This window comes from Aquimarina algiphila (genome assembly GCF_007489275.1).
Taxonomy (GTDB): Bacteria; Bacteroidota; Bacteroidia; order Flavobacteriales; family Flavobacteriaceae; genus Aquimarina; species Aquimarina algiphila.
Genome location: NZ_VLNR01000055.1, coordinates 1 through 21,323 on the forward strand (window position 1 = coordinate 1; position 21,323 = coordinate 21,323).

Annotated in this window: 23 protein-coding genes and 1 pseudogene; 10 read left to right on the top strand and 14 right to left on the bottom strand. The window is 31.2% G+C overall.

Features of this window, described 5'->3' with window-relative positions; genetic code table 11:
* Positions 1-137: pseudogene (locus tag FOF46_RS32630) on the top strand (IS982 family transposase); the annotation flags it as partial.
* On the opposite strand, the gene FOF46_RS21580 reads toward FOF46_RS32630, so the two are convergent.
* The 5 genes from FOF46_RS21580 to FOF46_RS21600 all read right to left on the bottom strand — a co-directional run bounded on the left by FOF46_RS21580 (position 134) and on the right by FOF46_RS21600 (position 4,169).
* The gene (locus FOF46_RS21580; RefSeq protein WP_143917880.1) at positions 134-313 is read right to left on the bottom strand and encodes a hypothetical protein; all 180 of its coding nucleotides are present in this window, start codon (positions 311-313) and stop codon (positions 134-136) included. The pseudogene FOF46_RS32630 and the gene FOF46_RS21580 overlap by 4 nt on opposite strands.
* A 28-nt stretch (positions 314-341) precedes the next feature.
* Complete coding sequence (locus tag FOF46_RS21585; RefSeq protein WP_143917881.1) at positions 342-788, bottom strand: hypothetical protein; 447 nt, start codon at positions 786-788, stop codon at positions 342-344.
* A gap of 68 nt (positions 789-856) precedes the next feature.
* On the bottom strand, positions 857-2,062 hold the full coding sequence (locus FOF46_RS21590; protein WP_160114274.1) for a serine hydrolase domain-containing protein: 1,206 nt from the start codon (positions 2,060-2,062) through the stop codon (positions 857-859).
* 23 nt (positions 2,063-2,085) lie between these two features.
* Complete coding sequence (locus FOF46_RS21595) at positions 2,086-2,766, bottom strand: response regulator transcription factor (protein WP_143917882.1); 681 nt, start codon at positions 2,764-2,766, stop codon at positions 2,086-2,088.
* Positions 2,767-2,771: 5 nt separating this feature from the next.
* A complete protein-coding gene (locus FOF46_RS21600; protein WP_143917883.1) occupies positions 2,772-4,169 on the bottom strand; it encodes a sensor histidine kinase in 1,398 nt (465 codons plus the stop codon).
* A 268-nt stretch (positions 4,170-4,437) separates the two neighbouring features.
* Here FOF46_RS21600 and FOF46_RS21605 point away from each other — a divergent pair, with 268 nt between their 5' ends.
* The 6 genes from FOF46_RS21605 (at position 4,438) to FOF46_RS21630 (ending at position 8,724) form a co-directional block, all read left to right on the top strand.
* The gene (locus FOF46_RS21605) at positions 4,438-5,340 is read left to right on the top strand and encodes a geranylgeranylglycerol-phosphate geranylgeranyltransferase (RefSeq protein ID WP_143917884.1); all 903 of its coding nucleotides are present in this window, start codon (positions 4,438-4,440) and stop codon (positions 5,338-5,340) included.
* A 3-nt stretch (positions 5,341-5,343) separates the two neighbouring features.
* Entirely contained in the window at positions 5,344-5,931 is a 588-nt protein-coding gene (locus FOF46_RS21610; RefSeq protein ID WP_109437802.1) for a Maf family nucleotide pyrophosphatase, read from the top strand.
* Between the two features lie 42 nt (positions 5,932-5,973).
* Positions 5,974-6,906: a septum formation inhibitor Maf gene (locus FOF46_RS21615; RefSeq protein WP_109437803.1), complete on the top strand. Its 933-nt coding sequence runs from the start codon at positions 5,974-5,976 to the stop codon at positions 6,904-6,906.
* Positions 6,907-6,930: 24 nt separating this feature from the next.
* On the top strand, positions 6,931-7,218 hold the full coding sequence (locus FOF46_RS21620) for a 4a-hydroxytetrahydrobiopterin dehydratase (protein ID WP_109437804.1): 288 nt from the start codon (positions 6,931-6,933) through the stop codon (positions 7,216-7,218).
* A 131-nt stretch (positions 7,219-7,349) separates the two neighbouring features.
* Positions 7,350-8,072, top strand: a complete 723-nt coding sequence (locus FOF46_RS21625) for a YebC/PmpR family DNA-binding transcriptional regulator (RefSeq protein ID WP_143917885.1) — start codon at positions 7,350-7,352, stop codon at positions 8,070-8,072.
* 151 nt (positions 8,073-8,223) lie between these two features.
* Positions 8,224-8,724 (top strand): hypothetical protein, encoded by a 501-nt coding sequence (locus FOF46_RS21630; protein ID WP_235011022.1) that lies wholly within the window; start codon positions 8,224-8,226, stop codon positions 8,722-8,724.
* On the opposite strand, the gene FOF46_RS21635 is transcribed toward FOF46_RS21630, so the two are convergent.
* From FOF46_RS21635 to FOF46_RS21645, 3 genes are all read right to left on the bottom strand, one after another.
* The gene (locus tag FOF46_RS21635) at positions 8,721-9,239 is read right to left on the bottom strand and encodes a 1-acyl-sn-glycerol-3-phosphate acyltransferase (protein ID WP_333968009.1); all 519 of its coding nucleotides are present in this window, start codon (positions 9,237-9,239) and stop codon (positions 8,721-8,723) included. The genes FOF46_RS21630 and FOF46_RS21635 overlap by 4 nt on opposite strands.
* Positions 9,240-9,297: 58 nt before the next feature.
* Positions 9,298-11,142 (bottom strand): 3-deoxy-manno-octulosonate cytidylyltransferase, encoded by a 1,845-nt coding sequence (gene kdsB / locus FOF46_RS33105; protein ID WP_109438357.1) that lies wholly within the window; start codon positions 11,140-11,142, stop codon positions 9,298-9,300.
* A gap of 147 nt (positions 11,143-11,289) precedes the next feature.
* Positions 11,290-12,717, bottom strand: coding sequence for an ATP-dependent DNA helicase (locus FOF46_RS21645; protein WP_109438356.1), 1,428 nt, complete (start codon positions 12,715-12,717; stop codon positions 11,290-11,292).
* 136 nt (positions 12,718-12,853) lie between these two features.
* On the opposite strand from FOF46_RS21645, the gene FOF46_RS21650 reads away from it, so the two are divergent.
* From FOF46_RS21650 to FOF46_RS21660, 3 genes are read left to right on the top strand one after another with little or no spacing between them, the layout of a single operon-like run.
* Positions 12,854-13,498, top strand: a complete 645-nt coding sequence (locus FOF46_RS21650; RefSeq protein WP_109438355.1) for a hypothetical protein — start codon at positions 12,854-12,856, stop codon at positions 13,496-13,498.
* Positions 13,479-14,303, top strand: coding sequence for a DUF3822 family protein (locus tag FOF46_RS21655; RefSeq protein ID WP_143917887.1), 825 nt, complete (start codon positions 13,479-13,481; stop codon positions 14,301-14,303). The genes FOF46_RS21650 and FOF46_RS21655 overlap by 20 nt, the downstream gene beginning before the upstream one ends.
* A 2-nt stretch (positions 14,304-14,305) precedes the next feature.
* Positions 14,306-14,842, top strand: a complete 537-nt coding sequence (locus FOF46_RS21660) for an RsmD family RNA methyltransferase (protein ID WP_109438353.1) — start codon at positions 14,306-14,308, stop codon at positions 14,840-14,842.
* A gap of 9 nt (positions 14,843-14,851) precedes the next feature.
* Here FOF46_RS21660 and FOF46_RS21665 read toward each other — a convergent pair whose 3' ends face one another.
* From FOF46_RS21665 to FOF46_RS21690, 6 genes are all read right to left on the bottom strand, one after another.
* Complete coding sequence (locus FOF46_RS21665) at positions 14,852-15,316, bottom strand: hypothetical protein (protein WP_109438352.1); 465 nt, start codon at positions 15,314-15,316, stop codon at positions 14,852-14,854.
* A 77-nt stretch (positions 15,317-15,393) separates the two neighbouring features.
* Entirely contained in the window at positions 15,394-15,849 is a 456-nt protein-coding gene (locus FOF46_RS21670; protein ID WP_109438351.1) for a hypothetical protein, read from the bottom strand.
* 206 nt (positions 15,850-16,055) lie between these two features.
* Positions 16,056-16,958 carry an aldo/keto reductase gene (locus tag FOF46_RS21675; RefSeq protein WP_143917888.1) on the bottom strand — a complete coding sequence of 301 codons (903 nt, stop codon included), beginning with the start codon at positions 16,956-16,958 and terminating at the stop codon, positions 16,056-16,058.
* Positions 16,959-17,002: 44 nt separating this feature from the next.
* Entirely contained in the window at positions 17,003-19,927 is a 2,925-nt protein-coding gene (locus FOF46_RS21680; RefSeq protein WP_407933705.1) for a serine hydrolase domain-containing protein, read from the bottom strand.
* A 7-nt stretch (positions 19,928-19,934) separates the two neighbouring features.
* Positions 19,935-20,420 (bottom strand): ABC transporter ATPase, encoded by a 486-nt coding sequence (locus FOF46_RS21685; RefSeq protein WP_143917889.1) that lies wholly within the window; start codon positions 20,418-20,420, stop codon positions 19,935-19,937.
* A gap of 108 nt (positions 20,421-20,528) precedes the next feature.
* Positions 20,529-21,320, bottom strand: coding sequence for a (Fe-S)-binding protein (locus FOF46_RS21690; protein ID WP_143917890.1), 792 nt, complete (start codon positions 21,318-21,320; stop codon positions 20,529-20,531).
* Positions 21,321-21,323: the final 3 nt, after the last annotated feature.

Sequence of the window (21,323 nt, forward strand, 5' to 3'; positions counted from 1 at the left end):
GAAGAAATTATGCGAAATCTTTTGAGGTATTTAAAAATAGAATCTTATCAAAGATCACAGCAATGACCATTATTCAATATATCAATAGGTTTGAATTCAACAGAAATATAAACAACCTAAAAATTAATATTAACTAAATGCACAACGGGTTATAAATATCATCTGTATTAGAAATAGAGATATTTACTTTATAATTCTTTTCTCCAGGTTCATCATTAGAATAACTAATAGAAACTTTAGAGTTTGATGATGATTGAGCATTTCCTATTGAAATTGCCAATATCAAGCTTGCAAAATAAATAAGTGTTTTCATACTGTTCGTTTTTTGATTAATGATTGATTTAAATTTTTGATTCTTTTGATGTAATCGTTTTCAGTTCCTTCCCCATCTGTTTAAATTTTTTAAGAAATTTATCAGAAATCAGCTCTTTATCCACACTAATTCTTAATCGATTATTTTTGAGTGTTACTTCATAAACTTCTTCATTTTCAATTTCTTTTTTCCATAAATACGTTTCATCCCTGAATATCATATTTTCCTCACCTAATTGATCAATTAAGTACGATTTTACTTCATCTGTCATATCTTTCATAAATCGGACTTTAATTCTATAGCTATTATCCATATCTATGATAGCAAAAGATCTATAATAACTTTTCTTTTCTGTATCACCATCATAACTAATGGATACCTTTGTTGTAGATTTTGACGAATTACTGGTAGTTTGTGCATTAGCTGATACTAAACTTAAAATCAAGCTTACTATCCATAAGATTATTGTTTTCATACTATTCGATTTTAATCCCAAATATTTGGGGAAGATTGATAAATATTTATTGAAGACTGATGAGGTCTTTATTTTTTATTTTCCTTTTGATATTTTCTAATCTGAATCCATATTTGTTGAATTGACTCTGATGCTTCTATATTACCATCTATATCAGTATTTGTAAAAATAATCCCTCCTGCTCTATCTTGTTTTTTAAAATACATAAGGGTAAATATTCCAGGATCAGATCCATTATGCCCAATTGTACCACTTGGTTTACTCTCCCACAAAAGCCCTTGATTATCTTTGAGCTCCTTAGTGTTGTATTGTTTTTTTGTGAGTTTCGGGGTCATCATTTTTTCATATGAATTCTTTTTGAGAATAGAAGATTCTTCACCATAATATCCTTTCATCATGGTATTTAGATATTTTGACAAATCTATAATACTTGTTCTAAACCCTCCATCTGGGTAAGTAATCAGACTATACTCAGGTACTTTGTTTCCACTTTGATAATAAGTCTTCGCATGTTTACTCTTATCAATAGCTGTGTATGACCAACCCGATGCGCTCATCTCTATTGGATTTAGAATATACTCTTGAGTAAACTTAACAAAAGGAATACCTGTTGCTTCTTCAATTATATAAGCTAATAAAGCTGATCCACTATTAGAATACTCATATCGTTCACCTGGTCTATTTTTTAAAAAGTTCTTTTTTGAATACCATAATCCATCTTTTGTTAAATGATTAATCAAAAAATCCTTGAGAGCATATCTTTTATTCTTTGCAATGACCTTCAATTCTTTATACTCATTTTTTTCGAATTTCTCTGGGGTAATCTCATTCAAGTTTTCAAAAATGTAACTTTTATTATAGTTCTCTGTGTCCAAAATACTTGATGTATGTGTTGCCAAATGTTTTACTGTTATTGGCACATCTGGATATTTTGGATTATTGACTGCAAATGGTAAAATTTCATTTATAGGCATATCCAATGTTAGTTTCTCCAATTCAATGGCTTTCATTAATGCTACTCCTATAAAAGTTTTTGATACTGAACCTATGTTTTGAACTGTTTCGATAGTATACGGTTCTTTTGTTTCCTTATTTGCATATCCATACCCTTTTTGAAACGTTATCCCACTTGGCGTGACCAAAGCAACTGCGAAACCAGGCAAATGTCCTTTTTCATAGATCGAATTCAACGTTTTATCAAGCGCATCTATTGATCCTTGTGAGAAACCCATATAGGCAAAAAGAAATACTAATAAACTTATAATACCTTTCATACTGTTCATTTTTTGATTGATGATTAAATTACATTAAATGTGAGTCCTACTCCGCGTACGCTTTCTATATTTATATTATTATCTTCTTTGAAGTATTTGCGTAATCTACTAATAAACACATCCATACTTCTGCCAGAGAAAAAATCATCATTACCCCAAACATCTTTAAGCACATCTTCTCTTTTTATCATTCTATTTCTATGCTCCCATAAATATTGAATTAGGGTCGTTTCTTTTTCAGTTAATCGTTGTGATGTTGCACCAAGTTTTAGCTGATGATTTATAATATCAAATTCATAATTTCCAATACATACAACATCTTCCTTTATCTGTGTTACTTTTCTTGTTCGTTTCAAAATGTTTTGAAGTTTTAAAACAAGAATATCTGCTTCAAACGGTTTAACGATATAGTCATCTGCTCCTAATTTTAATCCTCGTATTTTATCTTCTTTCATTTTTTTTGCGGTAAGAAATACGAACGGAGTTTCTGGATCGATATCAATAACTTGTTCTGCTAATGTAAATCCATCAATTTTGGGCATCATCACATCAAAAACACAGATATCAAATTTTCCTTCTTTAAATATTGCTAAAGCCTCTTTTCCATCTTTCGCCCAGGTTACCGTATAACTATGTATTTCTAAATACTGTTTTAGAATACTTCCAAAATCAAAATCATCTTCTGCTAGTAATATATGTTTCATAAGTATTAGATTGTTGGTATGGTTATTATAAACTTGGTTCCTTCATCGGTTTTACTTTCGATATCAATTTTACCCTGATGTGCTTTAATGATCTGATTTGTATAGAATAGACCTAAACCTAATCCTTTCACATCATGAACATTACCTGTAGCAACCCTATAAAACTTCTCAAAAACTTTGGTATATTCTTTTTCGGGAATTCCAATACCATTATCCTGGATTGAAATCTCATAAGAGTTATTCTTAAGCTCTGTGCGCATTGTAATTTTCACTTTTTCTTTTCCATATTTAACCGCATTCTCCAAAATATTAAATACAGCTGTTGTAAATAAAAACCTATCTATATTTAGAAACACATCCCTATATTCGATTTTGGCGTTGATTTCTACTTCTTTATTACCGACTGATAATTTAAAATCTTCCAGGATTTCATTAAAATATTTGTTATCTAAAAAATTCTCTTTTTTCAAAATAATATCTTCTGATCCCAGGGTATTAGTCATAACCTGATCAATTAATTTCTGCAATCTGGTATTTTGACGATCAAGAATATCCAAAGCATTAGCAAATATTTGCGGAGAATTTTGAGTTTCTTTATTTCTTAAACTTTTAGAAGCGATCCCAAGAGTGGCTAGTGGTGTTTTAAGTTCGTGTGTAATATTATTAATAAAGTCATTACGTACATCTGCGATTTTCTTTTGCTGGATAACTGTTTTTATAGAATAAAAAAGTAATGCTACCACAAACAAAAACAATAATATAGAGATCAAAAATAAACTTGACATCTGCCCTAATACTATTCTTTTCCATCCAATAATGTTTATAGTATCTTCTGTTCGAATTTCGACATCTAATTTGGTTTGTAAAACCTCTTCTTTACTGTCATCTTCATAATCATGTTCTGTAAACCATCTTGCTTTACTAATAACAGTACCTTCTTCGTCAGGAAAATCTTCTCCAAATAGAAAATAATTATCCCCATCTTCTGCAGAAAAGATAGTATCCAATACATTATCATCATGAATTACTATACTTTTTATAGTTTTCTTATACTTTAATTCATAACTCAAATTAACCTTCTTCATTTCCTGATTATAATATTCTTTAAAAAGATCATTTAAAGAATCCGTAAAAGGCTTAAAATGTTTTATCGTTTCATTTTTTAGTAAGTTATTCTTTTTATACTCGGTTAAGTTTTTTGTTAATTCGTTATACCATAGCTCAGAAATAGAATCCATCTCCTTGGTATTATCAAAACTCGAAACTGATTTCTTAGTTTCTTTTATAAAGACATCCTTTTTTAACTGATAGGTATTAAAAATCAAATATCCCTGGATTCCAGAAAGAGCCAATAATGCCAGAATAGATGTTACAATTAATATGTTTATTTTTTGTTTTACCATGATATCTTCTTAAACCCAGATATTTTTAAATTAAACTCAATAAAAATGTATTACGATTGTTCTGCTTTTTGATTGATTGATGTTATCAAAATTAAGACAAAGCCTACCTGTAGCCATGTAATTGGAGCTCATTAACCCTCCATTAACGTTAACAAAAACTATTATCCCCATAATACTAGCTCTTAAAGCTCCTATGTTAATAGTATAAAAATTAGAAAATCATATCGTATAATTATTACATTTGCGGACTAATTAACCAATCATTTCTATGCTATCCTATCTAAAGCTGATAAAATTTAACAATCTACTCATCATTGCACTTGCTCAATTATGCATAAAATATGGGCTTTTTGAACCTTTTAATATTGCGATTACTTTAAATGGGTTCGGGATTGCTTTACTTGTTATTGCCACCATTAGTATAGCGGCAGCAGGTAACATTATTATAGAAATATATGATCAAGAGGATTCAAAAGTAAAAAACCTATTGTACGGATCAATATCAGAAAAATCTGCCAATAGATTATTTATCATTTTTAATGTTATCGGAGTTCTTATCGGCTTCTATTTATCAAACCTTATCGGAAGATCTGGATTTGCTGCATTATTTATTATAATTTCGGGTATATTTTATATTTATGCTTCTTATCTAAAAGAGATTTTTGTACTAAAAAATATAATTCCTGCTTTATTGGCTGCATTAAGTTTAATAGCTGTTGGTATCTTTGACCTTCTTCCTGCTATAACAGAGAAAAACAAAGAATCCCAAACTGTAATTTTTTCAATCATCCTAGATTATTCAATATTTGCTTTTATACTTGTATTGCTAAGAGAAATTATCAAAGATTCTTTACATATCGATAGAGATCATAAAATAGGAATTAAAACACTTCCAATAGTTTTAGGAAAAAACAGAACTACAAAACTAGTTGGCTTATTAACCCTACTTCCGATTATTGCTGTTGTTTATTACATATACACCTATCTCTTTTCTAATAGCAAAGCTGTAATTTTTGTACTCATTACAATTATTGCTCCATTGTTATATTTCATGATTAAGAGTTTTAGTGCAGAATCTGATAAACAATTGAAACAATTACAACTGATTTTAAAAATTGTTTTGATCACAGCAGCCTTCACTCTATTAGTTTATCAATTTGTTTTAAAATAAATCATGCTAAAAGATATTTTAAAAAATAAAAATGTAATTCTTGCCTCCGGATCTCCCAGAAGACAAAAATTTTTCAAAGATTTGGATTTTAATTTCACCATTCAATTAAAAGAAATTGAAGAAATATATCCTGATCATCTTAAGGCTGAAGAAATTTCTGATTACTTAGCAGAACTCAAAGCAAATGCTTTTACAGATCTAAAACCTAATGATATTCTTATTACAAGTGATACTATTGTTTGGCATAATAACAAAGCACTGGGGAAACCAAAAAATCTTAAGGAAGCAATTACAATAATCACTTCACTTTCTGACGATACTCATGACGTTATAACTTCTGTATGCTTTAAAACTGTTCATCAAACAAAAGTAATGCACAATACAACTAAAGTTACTTTTAAAAAGCTTACTACAGAAGAAATTGAGTATTATGTAAATAAACATCGCCCCTTAGACAAAGCCGGCGCGTATGGTATACAAGAATGGATAGGGCTCATAGGAATATCCAAAATAGAAGGTAGTTATTTTAATGTTATGGGACTTCCTACTCATCTTGTGTATGAAATGTTAACTACACTTGCCAAATCCTAAGTTTGTTGTACTTTGTTGTTCAAAAAAGTAAAATACACCGTCATGAAAAAGTCGATATTCATATTCTCAATCCTGGGCGTATTAGTCATCATAGCTTGCAGTAATATTAAAACAGATACAATTTCTAAAGTTGTAGACGATACTACCTTAGAAAACACAAAACCTGTTAAACAATTATCAGAAGAATTTAAAAAATACTGGTATGCCGGAGAGGCAGAAATAACTTCATATCAATTAGAACAAGCCCGCTATGGGGAAATGAGAAAAGGTACTGCTGTACTTATTTATGTTACAGAAGATTTCTTACCCAAAGAACAAGTAAAAGCTGACAATCAAAGTACTAGTAATATACCGGTATTAAAGCTTAATGCTACTAAGAAATTTAACACTGGTATCTACCCATACTCCATTATGCAAAGTACATTTTTTCCAGTATCAGATGACAAACATGCTATAAAAATCTCCAGTTCTATGCAAGAATGGTGCGGTCATGTATATGCACAATTGAATAATAGAAAACAATTTGAAATTATGTCTCATTCTTATTTTCAGAATGAAGCTGATCAGGAATACAAATTAGATAAAGCCATTTTAGAAAACGAACTTTGGGCCAAAATTAGAATTAATCCAGAAGGTTTACCTCAGGGAGATATTCAAATTATCCCTTCTTTTGAATTCACAAGACTAAAACACAAAGAAATTAAAGCATATAGCGCCAAAGTCTCCTTAAGTAAGAGTGGAGCTACCAATACCTATACAATCGAATATCCAGAACTTAATAGAAGCATTAGTATTGTTTTTAATGCATCTTTTCCTTATGATATTGAAAGCTGGACAGAAACTTTTAAAAGTGGGTTTGGGGCTAATGCAAAAGAACTTACTACAAAAGCAAGCAGAATTAAAAGTATAAAATCACCCTACTGGGGCAAAAACAGCAATAAAGACGAAGTTTTAAGAGAAGAACTAGGTCTATAGTACAAAACTTAATCACTACCTATAATGATAAAATTATCAGAATCTGAAATAAAAGAAAGATTAAACGAAATTGATGGATGGGAATATCATGATAACGCCATCCATACTACATTTGAATTTAATGATTTTAAAGACGCATTTTCGGTAATGACCCGTATTGCTTTTGAAGCTGAAGCACAACAACATCATCCTGACTGGTCAAATGTTTATAATAAACTACAAATAAGTTTATCTACACATGATGCCGGAGGGATTACTGAAAATGATTTCAAACTCGCAAAAACTATTGACAATATAATAGAAGCTGAATAAATATCAACTTCTGTATAACAATGTAACCTTTTTAGTAAAAAAATAGTATTAATTTTAAACTCATATCAAACAAACATTTGTCAAAAACTTGGTTTCTACTTATGTTTGTAATTAGATTTTAAAACTAGCATATGGGAAGAGCTTTTGAATTCAGAAAAGCACGTAAGATGAAACGTTGGTCAGCAATGGCAAAAGCGTTTACTCGAATTGGTAAAGATATTGTAATGGCTGTAAAAGAAGGTGGTCCAGATCCAGCTTCTAACTCCAGACTTAGAGCAGTAATTCAGAATGCCAAGTCTGTAAATATGCCCAAGGACAATATCGAAAGAGCAATTAAAAAAGCCTCTGATAAAGACCAAGGAGATTATAAAGAAGTGCTTTTTGAAGGATATGCTCCGCACGGGATCGCTATTTTAGTTGAAACAGCTACGGATAATAATAATAGAACCGTTGCCAACATAAGATCATATTTTAATAAATGTGAAGGGAATCTCGGCACATCGGGGTCTGTTGAGTTTATGTTTGATCATACTTGTAATTTTAGAATCAATGGAGAAGGTATTGATCCAGAAGAACTAGAATTAGAATTTATTGATTTTGGTGCCGAAGAAGTGTTTCAGGATGATGATGGAATACTAATCTACGCTCCTTTTGGCAGCTTTGGTGCTATTCAAAAAGAATTAGAAAGTCGAGAAATTGAAATTTTATCCTCTGGATTTGAACGTATCCCACAGGTAACTAAGAAAATCACGCCAGAACAGGCTGCAGATGTAGAAAAACTTCTTGAAAAAATTGAAGAAGATGACGATGTACAAAATGTATATCATACTATGGAGGAGCTTGTTAACGAATAACGTATAATTATATATACGTTAAATATTATTAAAAGGGACTAAAGTATAACAAAATATACTTAAAAAATACAAATAAAAAGAGTTTAGTGGTACTAAACTCTTTTTTTGTTATGTTTTGTAAGGTAACACGACTATAATTAAAACGTATACTATGAAGCAATTATTTGTCCTTATTCTGCTTTCTTTTTCATATTTCACCTATAGTCAACATATGGATAACACCAAACTGCAGGAAATCATTGAAAAAAACGCAGATACTCTTGGTGGAGTTTCTGGTAACTGGAAATTTTTATATAAGGAAACCCCAATGCTTTGCGTAACCGATGCTACAAATAATCGAATGAGAATCATATCTCCTATTACTGAATCCAAAAACCTGGATAAAGATCTTTTATTAGATAGTATGACAGCAAATTTTCATTCTGCTCTTGATGTAAAATATGCAATCTCTAATGGTATTTTATGGTCGGTTTATATTCATCCTTTAAAAGAACTTACACCAGAACAAGCAGAAAATGCAATCTCTCAAGTATACTATGCTGCAAAAACATTTGGCACTACCTTCTCAAGTACTGCTCTTATTTTTGGAGGTGGAAGTGCTAAAGAAAAAAAAGAAGAACCTATAAAAGAACAAAAGACTCATAAGTTTTAATCAACATCAAAACTATATTTAGGAACCTTTCCTTTAACCCCTTTAAAAAACTGATACATATTCTTAAAATCCTCATCAATATTACTACCTGGGTAATATGGATCAGAGATTACACATTGCTTTCTCCCAAAATCAAAAGCGACCATAATAATAGGAACTTTTGCAGCTTTCGCTATATGATAGAATCCTGTTTTCCACTCTTTAACTTTCTTTCTTGTTCCTTCTGGCGCAATAGTCAAACGTAATTCCTCTTTTTTCTTGAATATCTCTGCAATAGCTTCAACTTTATTCTGTCCAGGAGTCCTATCCAGAGAAATTCCTCCAACCTTTCTAAGATACCAACCAATTGGCCATTTAAAAAGTTCTTTTTTACCCAAAAAACTTATCTTAATACCTGCTAATTGTCGTATCAAAAGACCTATATAGAAATCATGCCAGCTAGTATGCGGTACAACTATAACGATACATTTTTTTATAGTATCAGCACTGAAGTCGCCAATATACTTCCAACCCATAATTTTATAATATATGAAAGAAGAAAGACGTCGCATGAGAAGAAAAAGTTAAGAATAATTACAAAGAACGATAAATTTCTTTCAACTTATCTGCATTTATCTTAGATTTCCAATCACACCCTAAAGCATTTTCCCATAGTGGTTCCAAACTTAATGCAACTTTGGTCATAACATTTAATTGTTCTTCTGTTACATCTGCACAAATCCCTTGAGGTAATTTAATATCGTGAAACTCCTTCATCTGTTTAAATACAGCTACTCCTTTTGGGTAATATTCTTCTAATTTATCAAACACAATACAGTTACCAATCCCATGTTTTGTACCTAACACATATGCTAAACCATAACTCATAGCGTGAGCAACACCTACTTGAGAATAAGCAATACTCATACCCCCGTGCCATGAAGCCATCATTAATTTTGCATCTATATCCTCTTTGGTCAAATTATTTTCCAGAAAAATCTCCTTACACAAGTCCAAAGCTTTTTCTCCATAACTTTGACTAAATGCATTTAGATAGGTCCCATCTAAAGATTCAACACAATGAATATAGCAATCCATTCCCGTATAAAACCACTGATCTTTAGGAACTCCATTAATTAAAGTTGGATCTAATATTACCTGATCAAATGGAGTGAAATCAGAATTAATTCCAAGTTTACGTTCTGGCCCTGTTAACACTGTAGTTCGCGAAACTTCTGCTCCTGTTCCAGAAATTGTAGGAATACCTACATGATATACCGCTTTATTTTTAACCAAATCCCATCCTTGATAATCAGCGGCACTTCCAGGGTTTGAAAGCATAATCGCTACTGCCTTAGAAAGATCCAAAATAGACCCTCCTCCTATTCCAATTATTCCACTCGGAATATATTGATAATTATCTTTGATTTTGGAAACTATCATATCTACTTGAGAAGTTTTAGGTTCTTCTGCAGTAGATATATATATTATCTCATCAGTATATAATAATGGTATTCTTTCTTCTATGAAAGAAGGATTATTTTCAAAAACACTATCAATCAAATAGATAAAAGGTGCAACTCCATTTCGTTCTGGTGATATAATTTCCTGAATTTGATTAAAACATCCTTCTCCAAATACTACTTTTGGTACCATTGGAAAATTTCTATGATTAGAAGTTATCACTTTGGTGGCCGTTACAGGTTTAGGATTCAATAGATTCTCTTTATTTATTATTTTTTTAGCTCTTTCTAGATCTTCTGGAGTATCAATTTCAACACCTTCATGTTGTGTTTCTACCATCTTAATATTTTTCCCATATTCTAAATACCTAATACATTCAATTTTTTCTGAAGCTTCTAATGAACGCATAGACAAATGATAAAAATCCAAGATTGCTTGTTTTCTAAACGCATAAACCCCTTTATGCTTGTGATACGTATGGTTTATTTCTCTATCTCTTGGATATGGAATAGGTGCACGAGAAAAGTATAAAGCATAGTTATTTTCATCTACAATAACCTTAACACTATTTGGATTCATAATATCATCCCAATCTTCCATTGGGGTCATAAGACTTGCCAAATCAATTTTATCTGAATCTTCTTCATAAAATACGCTTAGTACTTTTTCTAAGCTTTCACGATCAGTAAAAGGTTCATCTCCCTGAACATTAACAACAATATCAACATCCATATTTTCAACGGCTTCAGCTATTCTATCGCTTCCACAAGTATGTTCTTTTTTACTCATAATAGCTACACCACCATGAGATATAATTTCATCATAGATAATATCACTATCTGTGACTACATATACCGAATCAAAAAGTCCAGAATTAATAGTGGCTTCATAAGTTCTCCTGATGACACTTTTACCTCCAAGATCCTGCATTAATTTGCCAGGAAAACGCGTGGCAGCATATCTCGCAGGTATCATTGCGATAGTTTTTAGAGTATTTTTGTTCAAAATTTGTGCTTTTCTGTAATTGCAAAAATAACTTTTTTAAATCAATTTTCTAGAACACCTTTCCATTTAGTTTCTTAAAAATATCTTAAAGCCCAGTATATAAAACACTTAAGAACTCTAATTCTTAACAAAAAAATCTTCTTTAAAACCAATCAAATATAATTTCTTTTTAGCTCTAGTAACTGCGGTGTATAACCACCGTAAATAATCTTTGGTAATCCCATCAGGGAGATATGGTTGTTCTATAAAAACTGTATCCCATTGCCCTCCTTGAGATTTATGACAAGTAATAGCATAAGAGAACTTAACTTGTAATCCATTAAAATATCTATTATTCTTTACACCAATAAATTTTTTGTATTTTGATTTTTCATTTTCAAAATCCCCCATAACTTCTTGATATAACCTATTCGATTCTTCATAAGACAAAGAAGGGGTTTCAGATGTAAGCGTATCTAATATGAGTACAGTTTCAAACGGTTTCTGATTTGGATAATCAACCATATCAACATTAACAATTGCAAATCTAAATCCATAAAGCTCTTTAATAGAGAAAATCTCTAGCACTCTAATGATATCTCCGTTTGCTATAAATCCTGCTTCACTTTTATTATCCAACCAAAAATAATTATTTTTAACCACCATCAAATAATCCCCCGGAGACAATTCTTCTTCTTGAAAAAGTATTCTGGATCGAATCTGTTGGTTATAAATATTGGCTCTTTTATTAGATCGCAATATAATTACTGATTCTTCATGGCCAGAACTGGCATACGCATCATTTAGAGCTTCCATAATTTCATGACCATCAAAAAATCGAACTATATCAGGATATCCATCTATTTGAAATTGAAAATAGTCATAAAACTCATCATTAAGAGATTCTCTTAAACGCGTAGCATTCATCAAAATACCACTATTTTCTGCTTGCCGTACTACTTCGTCTAATTCTATTTGAGTAACATCCTTATTAAACCCCATAGATAAGTTATTAGCATCTAATGCAGGACTTACCTCTAACTTAACAGGTGGTAATTGTGCCGTATCTCCGATAAAAAGTATTTTACAATTATACCCAGAATATACATACATCATCAAATCATCAAGCAAAGATCCGTTTTCAAACAATTTACTATCACTTGGTGTATCTGGAATCATTGAAGCCTCGTCCACAATAAAAATAGTATTGCGGCTTTTATTTTGTTTAAGTTGAAAAGCTAATCCTCCGCTTTTATTTTTTTTTGGATAATAAATATTTCTGTGTATAGTCTGGGCGTGTTTTCCTGAATAATTACTAATGACTTTAGCTGCACGACCAGTGGGAGCCAATAAAACTGCATTCAATTTAGCTTTCCATAAATTTTTAACCAATGCTCCGATTAATGTAGTTTTCCCTGTACCAGCATAACCTTTTAAAAGAAAAAGTGAATCTTTTGATCCAGAAAGCACAAAATAAGATAGTCGCTGCAACACAATATCCTGTTTTAGTGTAGGTTCAAAAGGAAATTCTTCTTTTAACAATTCATAAAACTCATTTTCCTTCATTAAAATTATCTATACTATTAGTCAAACCTTTAATTAATAAATCAAAGATAGGGATGATTTTTTGGCAATAAACTTTTACGATTGAAAAAAAATTGTAGATTTGCGTATACACTAATGTTTAAAGCTAAATCATAAAATGAAAATTGTTGTTCAATTAGTTCTGTGGGTAGTTATAGGATTTTTAGGATACTTGGTATTCAATTCTGTTAATGGTCCTGTAAAGTTCAATAAAATAAAAGAAGTACGATATGCCAAGGCTGTTGAAAATTTAAGAGATATCCGTAAAGCGCAACTAGCGTATAGATCGGTAACTGGAAGATTTACAAAAGACCCGGTTAAATTAATTTCATTTATTGACACTGCCAAGTTTACATTAACTCAAAGAAGAGATTCCAGTTTTATAAGATTTAATAAAATACTTAAAATTGATGAACCAAGAGATACTGTAGTTATCGATACTCTAGGATACGCTTCTGTAAAGGATTCTTTATTTAAGACAGGAAGCCATAAAAACATGATGAAGGTACCGATTGAAGGAGTAGAAGCTAATTATGAACTAGATGCTGGGTATATTAATAAAAACGACCTTAGAATTCCTGTGTTTGAAGCAAAGGTTGCTAAAGATGTTTTATTGCATGATCTTGATAAAGATCTTTTATTTCAAGAAAAGGAAGTACAGTCGGTTGATGGAGTAAATGGAGCATTCCTTTCTGTAGGATCAATGACTGAAGTAATGACTTCTGGTAACTGGCCTAGAACTTATGGTGCAAACGATCAGTGATACTATTGATAATACATCAAAAAAATTGTCCATTCAGGTAAGCTTGAATGGACTTTCTTTTTGTACTGTAGACACTAATAACCAAGTAACAGCAATTGAGCAAGAGAATTTTGGTATACGATTAACACCAGAACAAGTCCTGGATAAAATCAAATACACTTTTGATCGTAATGAAAATCTAAAAGAATCGTTTACTACGATAGAGGTAATTCATCAAAATGACTTATATACTATTGTACCAAAACCATTATTTAACGAGGCTCTATTAAAAGATTACTTAAAATTTAATGTCAAGGTTCTTGATAATGATTTTATTACATACGACGAACTCGATCAACATGATTTAGTTACCGTATACATACCATACACTAATATAAATAATTTTTTCTTCGATACTTTTGGCTCATTTACATATAAACACACAAATACTATACTTATAAACACATTACTTACAAAAGAAAAAAACAGTGAATCTATTACCGTTTTTGTAAACATGAACAGTATTGTGTTTGATCTAATTGTAATCAACAAAGGGCATTTAATATTAAGCAATACATTTAATTACGAAACCAAAGAAGATTTTTTATATTATTTAATGTACACTACAGAACAATTAAATCTCAATCCAGAAGAGTTTAAATTGGTATTTCTTGGTGATATCACCAAGAATAGTGATTTTCATAATATCGCGTATAAGTATATTCGTAATGTTGGTTTTGGAAATCGATCTCAAGAATCAAAGTTTGCTTCAAATATTATGCGAGTTGAGCCTCATCAACATTTTGTATTACTAAGTCATTTTTAATTATGAGAATTATTTCAGGAAAATATAAAGGCAAAAGACTCACTGCTCCTAAAAAATTACCCGTTCGACCCACTACAGATATGGCTAAAGAAGGGCTATTTAACATCTTAAGAAATCATTATAATTTTTCTCAGGTCTCAGTTTTAGATCTTTTTGCCGGAACAGGAAATATTAGTTATGAATTTATATCCAGAGGAACAGAAAACATAACCGCAGTGGACTCTCATTATGCTTGTTTAGGCTACATAAAAAGTATTGCTAAGGAACTTGATTCTAATATTGAAACTGTAAAAAGTGATGTTTATAGTTACTTAGAAAAAGTAAAACAAAGCGTGGATATTATATTTGCTGATCCCCCATATGATTTTACTACCGATCAATTTACTAAAATTGCAGCACTAGTCTTCGAAAACAATCTACTAAACGAAAATGGTATCTTAATTATTGAACATTCTAAACATACCTCTCTAGAAGAATCTCCATACTTCGGCAATTCAAGAAAATATGGCGGATCTATTTTTAGTTTTTTCGAAAAATAACAAATACAATTATATAAGACACTCTTGCCCCATTACTGATGCTCGAATTGATAATTCATCGATATTTGTGAGGTTACTTAATGAATTGATTTGATGAGAAGCGTTATCAATTATTTCTTCATAAAAAACAAGGACTTTTTTATCAAAACCAGGAGTTTCTTCTGCAGTGATTTTGAATATATTCATCTGATAAATAAAAGTATTTAAAATATGATGACTTGATGAAAGCATTGCCTTATAAATATTAAGTTTTGCATTTTCCATTTTTATTTCTTTACTTTTTCGAGCAGTATCAATAAAAAGAAATATAAAAAATACAACTATGGGGATTATTATTTCGTCAAATTCAAATTGCTCTAAACTTGCTAATAAAGCAACAAATTTTTCAAACAAATCTAATTCTAAAATAATACATCCAATATAAATAAACATAGATACTACAAATCCAATGAATGTTAACTTATAATTATTCATGATTTTAAAGATTAGGGTAAAACCAATGGCTTAAAAAAGGAGGTAAAAATATAGTTTAACTATATATAAAATTTAGATTAGGTATTATTCATTACCGAAGTTCGAATAGAAAACTCATCGATAGTGGTCAAATTACTAAGAGAATTAATTTGATGCGAAGTATTACTCACTATATCTTCATAATACGCTAATGTTTGTGCGTCAAAACCTGGAGTATCTTCTGCAGTAAGCTTAAAAATATCCATCTGATAAATAAAATTATTCAAGATGTGATGACTGGATTTAAGCATAGCCTTATAGATATTTACTTTAGTATTTTCTACTAAAGTTTCTTTATTGCGTCTAATCATATCCAAATAAATAAACACAAAAAATATGATCAGCGGAATTATCATCTTATCAAATTCATATTGCTCCAAACTTTTCAAAAGAGTAACGAATTTTTCAAACAAATCTAGTTCTAAAACAATAGATGTTACATAAATAAAAACAGAAAACACCAATCCTATAAGCGTTAGTTTATACTTGTTCATTGGTTTCTAAGTTAGGGGTTAGGAAGTGACAATTTGAGAGGTTTACTAGGTTTACGATTCAACAATTAACAAGAAAAAATTGTATTTACGTTGAGAGTTAGGTCGATTAAATATAACTAAAAAAAGACTCGACTCTAAAAATTACAAGTATTTTAACATTAATATAATACTGAAAAAACAGAAAAAAGTAAAGTGAAAGATATCAACTAAGCAACTTCTTTTCCTCGTGAAGCTTCAAAAACCTCAAACCATTCTTCATCAGTAATCTTAATATCTAGAGCATGTACAGCAGACTCTATCCTATTAATTTTTGTAGAACCAATTACAGGAAGAATACCAGAAGGATGTTTAAGTACCCATGATATTAAAATTTGATCAGGCTTTACATTGTACTTCCTAGACAATCTATCCACTATTTTATTTATTCTCATTATTTGGTCTTCGGGAGTTTTAGAAAAAAACTTACCTCCCGCTAATACAGAATAAGCCATAGGTCTGATTCTCTTATACATACACTCATCAAGAGTACCATCCAAAAAAGGATCGAGATGTAATGGAGAAACCTCTATCTGATTAGTTACTAATGGTACAAACTGATTTAACATTGCAAACTGCTCTTTTGTAAAATTAGAAACTCCAAAATGTAACACTTTACCATCTTCTTTAAGAGTATTAAAAGCATCTACTATCTCAAACGGATCCATCAGAGGGCTTGGTCTGTGAATTAAAAGAAGATCAATATAATCTGTTCTTAGATTTATTAATGATTTCTCTACAGAATCAATAATATATTCTTTTCTTGTATTATACGATTTAATGGTATTATCAGGACGATTAGGAGTAACCAGTTTTATTCCGCATTTTGTGATTAACTGCATTCTACTGCGAAGCGATGAATTACTTTTAAGGACGCTACCAAATAATTCTTCTGTTGTATAATGTCCGTAAATATCAGCATGATCAAAGGTAGAAACACCAATTGATAAACAGTCTTCTACTAGTTTACAAACCTCTTCTTTATTTAAATTAGCTCCCCATTCTCCCCAATTCATGCATCCTGCAACTATTCGAGAAAACACAGGGCCTTCTTCAGAAATCTTAACACTCATCTTTTTTACTTTTGAAAATCCTAATTCGTTTATACACCCTCTAATCAATAATCTATAGCCTCATAGATAATCCTTTGTATCTCTGAACGAATATCGTTTGATATCAACTTTCTATTTGCTGCATTGGGATATGTCCTATTACTTAAAAAAACATATATTATTTCTTCTTCGGGATCAGCCCATGTAAATGTTCCGGTAAAGCCACTATGTCCAAAACTAGACATAGATATACATCCACAAGTAGGTCCAACATCTCCCAACTGTGGTTTATCAAAGCCCACACCTCTACGTACATTCTTATGACAATAATGACAGGTATTAAATTCTTCCAAGGTTTGTTCTCCAAAATATTGCTTACCTCCATAATACCCTTTATTAAGATACATCTGCATTATTTTTGTAACATCATTAGCGTTTGTGAATAACCCGGCATGCCCTCCTACACCACCAAGCATTGCTGCTCCCTGATCATGAACATACCCATGGACAACTTCTCCCCTAAAAATCCTATCATTTTCTGTAGGTACAATTTTTTTCTTTTTAAACTTTGTTAATGGCAAGTACGTAGTATTACTAGCTCCCAAAGGCTTATAAAAATGCTGTTGAGTTAGTTTATTCAGTGAATTTCCATAATGACTTTCTATATATTCCTGTAATAGATAAAATGGTAAATCACTATACTTATACCTTAATCTATCCCTAAGCTCACTATCTCTAATCTTTAGAATCAAAGAATCCTTCATATCGCTACGAAAATATAGGTTATTAGTCACCTGTATATTAAACTCTTTAGATCGAGTAGTTCTATAGTATTTTTTATCAGGTTTCTTAGTAACAGAATCCATCGTATGCACATAAAATGGTATCCATGCTTTTAATTTAGCATAATGAGAAAGCATAGATCTAATTGTGATATGCTCCTTATTAGAATCTTTAAAAGCAGGAAGCAATTTTCCTACTTTTGAATCTAAAGAAATTATTCCTTTATCTTTTAATTCTATTGTAAGAGGCAGAGTCGCTAATATCTTTGTAAGTGATGCTACATCATAAACATCTGACCCTTTTACTTTCCTAAATTTATCATAGGTATGGTATCCATAATTTTTATTAAATATCACCTTACCTTTTCTTGCAACAACAAGTTGTACACCTGGTGTCATTTTTTCTTGTAGCGCAAAATCAACTATAGAATCTATTCTGGCAAGTTTATAAGAGTTCATCCCAACGCTCTCTGGCAGCCCATATGATAATCTCTTTAACAATCTTGTTTCAAGTCCTGTGCCCACAGGAAAATCAGGACCTATACCTACCGGTAGTTTTCCTTTAGCTTCTAATGCCCCAAACAGTAATTGTGCTGCTTTTTCTTGAGCTACAGTACTATTTTGATACGCCATCAATACACCTTCTAAATTTGTTGTTGTTAACATATCTAACATAGCATAAGGCCTTGCAAACACATTAAGAACAGTTGTATTAAGTCGAGCAATCTCATACAACCACACTAATTCTTTATCTTTAAATTTATAGGCTGCCCAGGGAGATGCATTAGACTTGTGAAAACCAACAATTACATAGTTGTAATTACTTAATTGATCTATCATTTCTCCTAATTGATTTGCTTTTACCCAATCAACTTTTGCATATTTTTGTAATTCTTCATAAAATGGTTCTCCAGAATCATCACCCAAAGACACATATGCTATTTTCTTTAAATCTAGATTTTTTATAGGCAGTGTAGCTCTTTCATTCTTAAGTATCGTTAATGAATTTTCAACTAACTCATGATGAAGTGTTTTGTTCTTCACACTATTTAATTCTTCATGCAAAAAACCCAAACTTACCGGTGTATACGAATTTAAGCCAGCTTTATATTTAGCTAACAAAATCTTTCTAACAGAATATGATAATCGTTCTTCTGTTATTGCTCCAGCGTAATATGCGGAAACTATTTTTTGTGACGCTAACGGAACATCTTCTGACATCAATAAGACATCGTTTCCAGCTAAAAAAGCTGCCAAATCAATTTCTCCAGGACTTTTAAAATCAGAAGCTCCTTTCATATTAAGAGCATCTGTAAAAATTAAACCTTCAAATTTTAAACTATCTTTTAACAATGTTGAAACAACTTTCTTTGAGATTGAAGAAGGATAATTATACCTAGACTCTAAACTGGGAATATTAAGATGTGCTACCATTGCACCCGACAACCCTTCTTTAATAAGTTGTTTATATGGATACAACTCAATGCTATCAATTCTCTTAGCATCAAAACTAATTGTAGGTAATGTTTTATGTGAATCTGTATCGGTATCACCATGACCCGGAAAATGTTTTGCATTTGCCATGATGCCTTCTCGTTGCATACCTTTCATAAACGCTAAAGCTTTCTGAGCAACTATTTCTTTATTTTCACCAAAAGAGCGATTACCGATTATTGGATTTTTTGGATTAGTATTAATATCTACTACAGGAGCAAAATTCATATGAATCCCTAGTCGTTTACAATGTCTTCCTATCTGTCTTCCGGTTTCTTCAATAAGATCATCATCCTGAATTGCGCCAAGTGTCATATTCCAGGGAAAAGCTTGAGTAGAATCCAATCGCATTCCTAAACCCCATTCTGCATCAATTCCAATCAACAAAGGAACCTTAGATATATCTTGATATTTATTGTTAAGTCTGGCCTGTCGTCCAGGGCCGCCTTTAGAAAAGATAACTCCTCCTATAGTATACTCCTCTATAAGCTGTTTTATCTTATCTGTTTCTTTTTTAGAATCAGAAGAAGACACGTTAACCATAAACAATTGTCCAACTTTCTCTTTAAGGGTCATCCTATTATAAATACTATCCACCCATCGTTTCTGAGTCTCATAGTCTTCTACTAGCAAAGGATTTTCTAATTGAGGATAAACACTAAAAGTGGCAAGAAAAATTATGAAAGGAATAAACTTTTTAACAATATGCCGCACAAAAATTTTAATTTAAAAAACGATTATGCCAACTATCTTTTGCAGGTACTTCCCAATTGGTACGATATTCGGCAATATTAGTAACCAGATTATTAAAAACGATAGTATTTGGTGATACTGATCTATTTTTAGCCATTTTCTTAAAATCAGTAAGAGATTTATATGCAACAAATTCTCCTTGTTTAAAAGAGACGTTCATTTTATCCATTAAATCTACATCATAAGCACGTTCTAATTCTAAAATAAAATGAACCGATGCATCAATAGAACACCCTGTAGCAGCGTTCATCCCTTGATCTAACCCAATAGTTATGAAACGTTTATATTTGATTTCATAACCCGATTTTAGATCAGCACCATGCGCTGTCCATTGTGTTAGAAATTCTTTTAATTTTTTCTCGACTTCTTTTTGTTCTTCCTGAGTGAATGACCGATTTGCTTGATAAATCCATACTCTAGATGTCTCGGGAAGGTCATTAAATTCTACCAACATTAGCTATTTTTTACTAAAGTAATAAAAACTATTACTATATACTGTTATAAAAAAGAGTTAATATGAAAAACATATTAACTCTAAGAAAATTGTGTACTAAAGAAAAAATTATAAATCCTGAGCGTTAGCAATAAGCTCTGCTACATCTAACACTTCTATACTTTCTTCTTTCTCTTTATTTTTTACTCCATCTGTCATCATTGTATTACAAAATGGACATCCGGCAGCAATAATATCAGGTTTTGTTTCTAAAGCATCCTCTGTTCGCTCGATATTTACGTCTTTATTCCCTGGTTCTGGCTCTTTAAACATCTGGGCACCACCAGCACCACAACATAATCCATTCTTCTTACAGCGCTTCATTTCTATTAATTCAACCTCAAGTTTTCTAAGTAAATCTCTTGGCGCTTCATATACATTATTTGCCCTACCCAGATAGCAAGGATCATGAAATGTAATTCGCTTACCTTTAAACTTACCTCCTTCTACTTTTAGTCTACCTTCATCTAACAAGGATTTAAGAAATTGCGTATGATGCATTACTTCATACTCTCCTCCTAGTGCTGGATATTCATTTTTCAATGTATTAAAACAATGAGGACAGGCTGTCACTACTTTTTTAATTTCATAAGCATTCATTACTTCAATATTAGTAACTGCTTGCATTTGAAATAAAAATTCATTCCCAGCTCTTTTTGCTGGATCTCCTGTACAACTCTCCTCGGTACCTAATACAGCAAAGTCAACATTTGCATTATGAAGTAGTTTCACAAAAGCTTTAGTTATCTTTTTGGCTCTATCATCAAAACTACCAGCACAACCGACCCAAAATAGAACTTCTGGTTGTTTACCCTCTGCCATATATTCTGCCATCGTAGGCACCTTAATTGTTTCACTCATATT

Coding starts and splice junctions, on each gene's coding strand:
- FOF46_RS21580 (WP_143917880.1), bottom strand. CDS start 313: ATGAAAACACTTATTTATTTTGCAAGCTTGATATTGGCAATTTCAATA.
- FOF46_RS21585 (WP_143917881.1), bottom strand. CDS start 788: ATGAAAACAATAATCTTATGGATAGTAAGCTTGATTTTAAGTTTAGTA.
- FOF46_RS21590 (WP_160114274.1), bottom strand. CDS start 2,062: ATGAAAGGTATTATAAGTTTATTAGTATTTCTTTTTGCCTATATGGGT.
- FOF46_RS21595 (WP_143917882.1), bottom strand. CDS start 2,766: ATGAAACATATATTACTAGCAGAAGATGATTTTGATTTTGGAAGTATT.
- FOF46_RS21600 (WP_143917883.1), bottom strand. CDS start 4,169: ATGGTAAAACAAAAAATAAACATATTAATTGTAACATCTATTCTGGCA.
- FOF46_RS21605 (WP_143917884.1), top strand. CDS start 4,438: ATGCTATCCTATCTAAAGCTGATAAAATTTAACAATCTACTCATCATT.
- FOF46_RS21610 (WP_109437802.1), top strand. CDS start 5,344: ATGCTAAAAGATATTTTAAAAAATAAAAATGTAATTCTTGCCTCCGGA.
- FOF46_RS21615 (WP_109437803.1), top strand. CDS start 5,974: ATGAAAAAGTCGATATTCATATTCTCAATCCTGGGCGTATTAGTCATC.
- FOF46_RS21620 (WP_109437804.1), top strand. CDS start 6,931: ATGATAAAATTATCAGAATCTGAAATAAAAGAAAGATTAAACGAAATT.
- FOF46_RS21625 (WP_143917885.1), top strand. CDS start 7,350: ATGGGAAGAGCTTTTGAATTCAGAAAAGCACGTAAGATGAAACGTTGG.
- FOF46_RS21630 (WP_235011022.1), top strand. CDS start 8,224: ATGAAGCAATTATTTGTCCTTATTCTGCTTTCTTTTTCATATTTCACC.
- FOF46_RS21635 (WP_333968009.1), bottom strand. CDS start 9,239: ATGGGTTGGAAGTATATTGGCGACTTCAGTGCTGATACTATAAAAAAA.
- kdsB (WP_109438357.1), bottom strand. CDS start 11,142: ATGATACCTGCGAGATATGCTGCCACGCGTTTTCCTGGCAAATTAATG.
- FOF46_RS21645 (WP_109438356.1), bottom strand. CDS start 12,717: ATGAAGGAAAATGAGTTTTATGAATTGTTAAAAGAAGAATTTCCTTTT.
- FOF46_RS21650 (WP_109438355.1), top strand. CDS start 12,854: ATGAAAATTGTTGTTCAATTAGTTCTGTGGGTAGTTATAGGATTTTTA.
- FOF46_RS21655 (WP_143917887.1), top strand. CDS start 13,479: ATGGTGCAAACGATCAGTGATACTATTGATAATACATCAAAAAAATTG.
- FOF46_RS21660 (WP_109438353.1), top strand. CDS start 14,306: ATGAGAATTATTTCAGGAAAATATAAAGGCAAAAGACTCACTGCTCCT.
- FOF46_RS21665 (WP_109438352.1), bottom strand. CDS start 15,316: ATGAATAATTATAAGTTAACATTCATTGGATTTGTAGTATCTATGTTT.
- FOF46_RS21670 (WP_109438351.1), bottom strand. CDS start 15,849: ATGAACAAGTATAAACTAACGCTTATAGGATTGGTGTTTTCTGTTTTT.
- FOF46_RS21675 (WP_143917888.1), bottom strand. CDS start 16,958: ATGAGTGTTAAGATTTCTGAAGAAGGCCCTGTGTTTTCTCGAATAGTT.
- FOF46_RS21685 (WP_143917889.1), bottom strand. CDS start 20,420: ATGTTGGTAGAATTTAATGACCTTCCCGAGACATCTAGAGTATGGATT.
- FOF46_RS21690 (WP_143917890.1), bottom strand. CDS start 21,320: ATGAGTGAAACAATTAAGGTGCCTACGATGGCAGAATATATGGCAGAG.